General features: G+C 48.7%; 3 protein-coding genes. 1 reads left to right on the forward strand and 2 read right to left on the reverse strand.

Annotation, left to right across the window (positions count from 1 at the left end; translation table 11 throughout):
• The first annotated feature begins 25 nt into the window (after positions 1–25).
• Entirely contained in the window at positions 26–2995 is a 2970-nt protein-coding gene (gene pglX / locus L248_RS14770) for a BREX-1 system adenine-specific DNA-methyltransferase PglX (protein WP_245585319.1), read from the forward strand.
• A gap of 57 nt (positions 2996–3052) precedes the next feature.
• Here the strand turns inward: pglX (L248_RS14770) and L248_RS14775 are convergent, their stop codons facing one another.
• Complete coding sequence (locus L248_RS14775) at positions 3053–4132, reverse strand: tyrosine-type recombinase/integrase (RefSeq protein ID WP_022531067.1); 1080 nt, start codon at positions 4130–4132, stop codon at positions 3053–3055.
• Position 4133: 1 nt separating this feature from the next.
• On the reverse strand, positions 4134–6306 hold a 2173-nt coding region (gene pglX / locus L248_RS14780), incomplete at its 5' end, for a BREX-1 system adenine-specific DNA-methyltransferase PglX (RefSeq protein WP_155828697.1).

Here is a 6306-nt window from a genome sequence, read left to right on the forward strand (position 1 = left end):
TTTTGATGTGGAGAAAGAGGGACAAGTGGAGATTATTGGGTGGCTGTACCAGTACTATAATGAGGAGCCCAAGGACAAGGCCTTCAGGAAGGCCAAGTATACGGCTTCCGATATTCCTGCCGTCACACAGCTCTTCACACCGGACTGGATCGTCAAGTATTTGGTGGAGAACTCACTCGGTCGCTACTGGATCGACATTCTTCATACCCGCGATGATAAACGGTCAGAGAAAGAGATTGCCGCGGGCTTTGGTTGGCGTTACTTTATGCCGGCGGCTGCGCAAAGCCCATCAGTTCAAGAACAGCTAGCTTCCATCAATGGCGCGTTGTCTGGGAAGAGCCTGCAGGAGATTACATTTCTCGATCCAGCAATGGGCTCTGGACACATCTTGATTTATGCTTTTGATGTTTTCATGGCGCTGTACCAGAGCGAAGGATATGGTGCTCGGGAGGCCGCTCACGCGATTGTCGAGCACAATTTATTTGGGTTAGACATCGATACCCGTGCATTCCAGCTAGCATACTTCGCAGTCATGATGAAGGTGAGACAGTTTGACCGGCGGGCGTTGGAGCGTGCAATCCAACCTCATCTGTACGATGTTCCGCAAACCAGCATCGACGAGAATACTTTCAATTCTCTGGCCGCTGGATTCTCAAGTGCCAAGGCTGGTAAACCCCTACAACTATTGCATGAGGAAATACAGCAGTTCAATTCCGGGGATTTGCTTGGCTCTTTGATCAAACCCACCGCACCGGCTGACGTACTTTCTGATTTGGCACAATACCTGCACCCTCGAAATGGACAACAAACGCAACTCACGCTTGGTACCGCAAGTTCTGACGTCGGTAAACTGGAGCGGATGCTATACGTACATCAAGTGCTGGCTAACCGATACAGCGTAGTGGTAACCAATCCGCCTTATATGGGCTCCCGGAGAATGCCAGCGATTCTGTCAAAATATGTGGGCCGAGAGTATCCAGATAGCAAATCTGATTTGTTTTCTGCTTTTATTGAGCTTTCGTCAGAACTCGTGTCTAAGGCTGGATACTATAGTCTAGTAACGCAACACTCTTGGATGTTTCTATCAAGCTATGCGTCGCTTAGAGCTAAAATGCAAAAAGCTCTTTTAGTAAATATGGCCCATTTGGGCACGCACGCATTTGAAGAGATTGGTGGCGAAGTAGTTCAATCTACTGCATTTGTAATGAAGAACGCCATAATACACGACTATGTTGGGACGTACGAAAGGCTAGTCAATGCTCCTTCTCAAGGTGCTAAGGAAACAGCTTTTCTAGAAATGGTCGTTAATCCTCAACAAGAGGGAGTTTATCGAACTAACCAAGCGAACTTTGAGAAAATTCCCGGTAGCCCGATTGCTTACTGGGCATCCCAGAACCTCATTCGTGACTTTGAGAATGGCACGCCACTTGGAGATATCGTTGATCCACGACAGGGTCTAGCAACAGCGGATAATAACCGTTTTCTACGTCAATGGTTCGAAGTAAGACTGGATACAATTAAGTTTGACGCACATTCGATAGGTGAATCGATCTCTTCCAGAAAAAAATGGTTCCCATACAACAAGGGTGGGTCATTCAGGAAGTGGTATGGAAATTACGATTATGTTGTGAATTGGAAAGACGATGGTGCCGAAATCAAGCACTTTTCATTTCCAAATGGAAAGCAACGTTCAGTAGTTAGAAATCCGGACTTTTACTTTCGTGAAGCGATTACATGGTCTTTGATTACCAGTGGTGGTTTCAGCATCAGATATCGGGAACCAGGAAGTATTCACGATGTCTCGGGGATGTCTGCATTTTCAAGTAGCCATGAAACACTGATACGTTTATTGGGTGTGCTCAATTCTCCAGTTGGAGAATACTGTTTCAAAATGCTAAATCCAACGATTAATCTGCAAGTCGGCAACGTGGTATCCTTCCCAGTCTTGTCAGAGGTTGTGACCTCTAATCAGCAAGATAGTCGAATCAACAATTCGATTCGGTTGGCAAAAGTTGACTGGAACTCATTTGAAGGCGCGTGGGGATTTGGGTGTCTAATGCTGTTAGTTCATATTGCTGAGCATAATCGAAACTGGACAGTTGAAGCAGCCTTCAATCAGTGGAAACAAGAAGCCCAGGATCGATTTGACCAGCTGAAGAAGAACGAGGAGGAACTGAACCGCATCTTCATCGACTTGTATGGGCTTCGGGATGAGCTTTCTTCTGAGGAATCCGACAAGGAGGTGTCGGTGCGGAAGGCAGACCTACCGCGTGACATGCGGTCGTTCATGTCGTACTTTATCGGGGTCACCTTCGGCCGGTACTCGATTGACACACCTGGATTGGCCTTTGCTGGTGGGGACTGGGACGCTGATAAGTATAAGACATATATTCCCAACAAGGATAATGTCGTGATTCTCACGGATGAGGATTACTTCGGAGACGAACGCGACGTCATGTACCGGTTCCGAGAGTTCTTAACGGAAACGTTCGGCAAGGAACATCTTCATGAGAATCTGGCGTTCATCGCCAGCGGTCTTGGCAAGGCTGGCGACACACCAGAGGACCAGATTCGCAGCTACCTGTACAATGATTTCTACAAGGATCATGTTTCCGTGTACCAGCGGCGGCCGATCTATTGGGAACTGAGCTCTGGCCGGCAGGGCGGGTTCAAAGCATTGATGTACCTGCATCGGTACGACGAGGATACGATAGCCATGATTCGCACATCCTACCTCCACGACCTGCAGGCAGCGTATGAGAAGCGCCACGCCAATCTCGATACGTTCATCGCCCAGGAAGCCAATACCCGCGAGAAGAACAAGATGATCAAGGAACGCGATCACATTGCCAAGCAGTTAAGCGAACTGGTCAAGTATGATGTGCTGCTTCAGCACGTGGCGAATATGCATATCGCCATCGACCTAGACGACGGGGTCGTCGTGAACCACGCCAAGGTACAAGCTGACAGCAAGATTTTGACCCCCATCAAGTAGAATAATCCCCCTCGGATTTCGCTCTGAGGGGGATTTTTGTGCCAAGAGATGTGCCAACTATGCCTGGTCGAGAATTTTCAGAATCTTGTCGGTATCTTTGGCTTCCAATTCCTTGATGATGTGCAAGTAGGTCGACTGAGTAGTGGTGATGCTGCTGTGTCCAAGGCGTTTAGAGACAGAAAGGACGCTGACACCCTGATAAAGCAGGATAGATGCATGGGTGTGTCGCAATCCGTGAAAAGTGACACGAGGCAGCCCAAGACTGGACAACCTTGCCGTGAGGACCTGGTTGATTTCAGCACTGACTAGCGCGTGCCCATCAATAAGGAACAGGGGCGTCGTCGGTGTCGCAGGGTGACCGACGGTGTATTCACGGAGCAACCGTAGCGACCGCTGATCCAGGGCCACTTTTCTGACTGAAGACTTGTTCTTGGTCTTCTTGAAACCCGTGTGGTACTTGTAATCCCACGTCTTGGTGATGTTGAGAGTGGCGGTGTGCCAGTCGATGTCGGCAGGAGTGAGGCCGAGAATCTCTGCGTAGCGCATACCAGTAACGGCAGCTATGTAGATCATCATCTCCGGGACGCTGTCTGGGTGCAGGTGATGAATGAGCGTTCGCCATTCGCCGAAGTCGAGGGCCTTTTTCGGCCGGTGGACGGCAATGCCAGTGACGACGGCTTTGCGTGTGGGGTCGCTGGAAATAATGTGCTCGTCGAGGGCGTCGAGGAGCGCGGCGCGGATCTGCTTGTGGAAAGCTGAAACAGTCCGGGGTGCATGGTCACGGGCGAAGACATTGAGACGCTCTTGGTAGACGGTGCGAGTGATGTCCTTCAGCGGCATCTGACCGAAGATCTTGCGGATGTGATGGAGGGTGTTCTCGTACTTGATGAAGGTGACATCACTGACGGAGTTACGCTTGTAGAGGGTGATCCACCGCTCGAAGTATACGCTCAGCGGAATTTCCCCCGCTTTGAATTGCCGGACGTCGGCATACAGGGACTTGACCTGACTGGCCGCCAGTTCAGCGTCAGACTTTAATCGGAACCCAGACTTGCGAAGCTTTTTGTAGCCACCGTCCAGGTCCTTGTAAGAGATTTCGTATTGCCATACCTTGCCGCGTTTTCGATAACTTACCATGTTACAATCCTCCCAATTCAGATATTTGGCACAATTTTGGCACAGAGTAGAATCTTTGCCGAATTTTGTCACGGAATTTCCCCCATTTGGCCCTTGCTCCCTCCAACCACTTATGAATTTTGTGCTGTGCAAATGCCTTATGCTCAGCGATACCAAGGAGAACTGGCTGAGTCTTGAACGCCCATGAGGTTTCGGATGCGTCCCAATCAATTCTTGTGAGATTGACGTTCTGCAATACGATTGGCTGAACGTCTTGACCGTTGAGTACTGGCAAAGTACTGAAATTTCCAATTTGCAAATGAATGGTGGGGTTTACAATTTTGAACACATAATTCGTCACTTTGGAGTTTAGCAAGCCTAACAATTGAAATAGGTCGGTCCGGCCAGTTTTCCCGAATGCCGACATTCCGGTTACATCATGGATGCTGCCGGACTCGCGATACCGTGCTGCAAATAACCCGCTGGTCACATCTGACCATGTAATCGCTTCACGAAAGTAAAATTCTTTGCTTGGTGTAATGGAGTGGACTTTGCCATCTTTTCGACGGTAAGTTTGCATCTCATGCCCGTCGTTGTACCAATTTACGACATAGTCATAATTTCCATACCACTTTCGGAATGCTCCCCCTTTATTGTAAGGAAACCACTTACTCCCTGATTCAAGTGCAACACGAGAGTTATTCGCATGAAAGTTACATTGATCAATGGACACCTCGAACCACTGACGGATAAACATGTTGTTATCACCCGTGGTGACACCATGCCGTGCATCCACAAGATTACCCAAAGGTGTCCCCACGCGAAAATCATCAATCAACTGTTGGCTTGCCCAGTAAGCGATTGGACTTCCGGGAATTTCTTCAAAATTCGCTTGGTTAGTACGATTGTAACGGTTCCCAGGAACAGGAAGTTTCGCCGGCGCCCCCTCTTTAACGTCGGGGAACTTCATTTGATGGTAGGTCCCGACGAATGCGGGCGCCTTAACATTTCTGAAAATCGAAACTGCTGTGCCAAATGCAATTCCCATTACGCCGTTTTCCATGTGCATCAAGTTGGAAAGGGCATATTTGTCGAGAAGTTCAATCCGTAGCTTTTCAAAACTCGACAAGAACATCCATGACTGCATGGTTACCAAAGCACTGTACCCGCCAGGCTTGAGAGAACCTGTCATTTTTTCGAGGAACATCGCGAACAGATCAACTTTGGCACTTGGATAATTGCTTTTTACAAAGTCGCTGAACTGTTTGTTTAACCTTGCCGATCCCAGATAAGGCGGGTTCGTCACAATAATGTCCTGTTTCTCTGAAAGAAGGATGGCGACATGAACCATCACTTCTAGAACCTGGGCGACTTTGAAATACATCTGGTTGTATTTGTTCAATGCCAGCCTTTCTGCTAACGAACGTAGTGAATCAGCGCCAATCTTAGTTGTATCAATAAGGGAACCAAATTGGTCACCATAATTGAATGCCGTCATCAAGTGAGTGGCCGTCCCCTTTTGCTCGGATGAAAAGTCTTCAATCAGCGATTCCCAGTTATCCTTAGGAAAGTCGGTCGTTGCAGGAATTCGAAACACTCGGGGAACAATACTGTCTGTTAAGGCGTTACGGTCGAACTGCCGTAGTTTCATCATCAACGCAAAATAGGCCAGTTGCTGAGCCCGGTGGTCAATATCTAACCCGCTCAGATTGTGTTGGACGATTTCACGGGCTGCGTCACGCTTGCCATACCCTTCATCCAAATAAATCTTCATGAAGACGTCGAACGCATACACCAAGATATGGCCGGATCCCATGGATGGATCAAGCAAACGGATGTCTTGTGGTGCCAAATCGGCCAATGGCTTGTCAGCGACCGAAATCAGATGGTTCGTTTCTACATTTTGCTCCGCATCGGCCATGTAGTAGGACCACCCAAAGTGGTCGGCAAGGGCCGCTTCAGTGCTCTTTGGATGGCGGGCCATCTGAGCGTGAATCCAAAGTTTGCCCAGAGAATTATCCACCATGTATTTGACGATCCAGTCGGGTGTGAACAGTTGGGTGGCAGCTGCGAGTTCTTGGGGGTCGTACTTATGCGACTTAGGCTGGCCGACTGCATCGTTTTTTGCTTCTTCGTCGTAGTACTGGTACAGCCACCCAATAATCTCCACTTGTCCCTCTTTCTCCACATCAAAA

The sequence above is a fragment of the Schleiferilactobacillus shenzhenensis LY-73 genome, from assembly GCF_000469325.1.
GTDB classification, from domain to species: domain Bacteria; phylum Bacillota; class Bacilli; order Lactobacillales; family Lactobacillaceae; genus Schleiferilactobacillus; species Schleiferilactobacillus shenzhenensis.

Coding starts and splice junctions, on each gene's coding strand:
- L248_RS14775 (WP_022531067.1), bottom strand. CDS start 4,132: ATGGTAAGTTATCGAAAACGCGGCAAGGTATGGCAATACGAAATCTCT.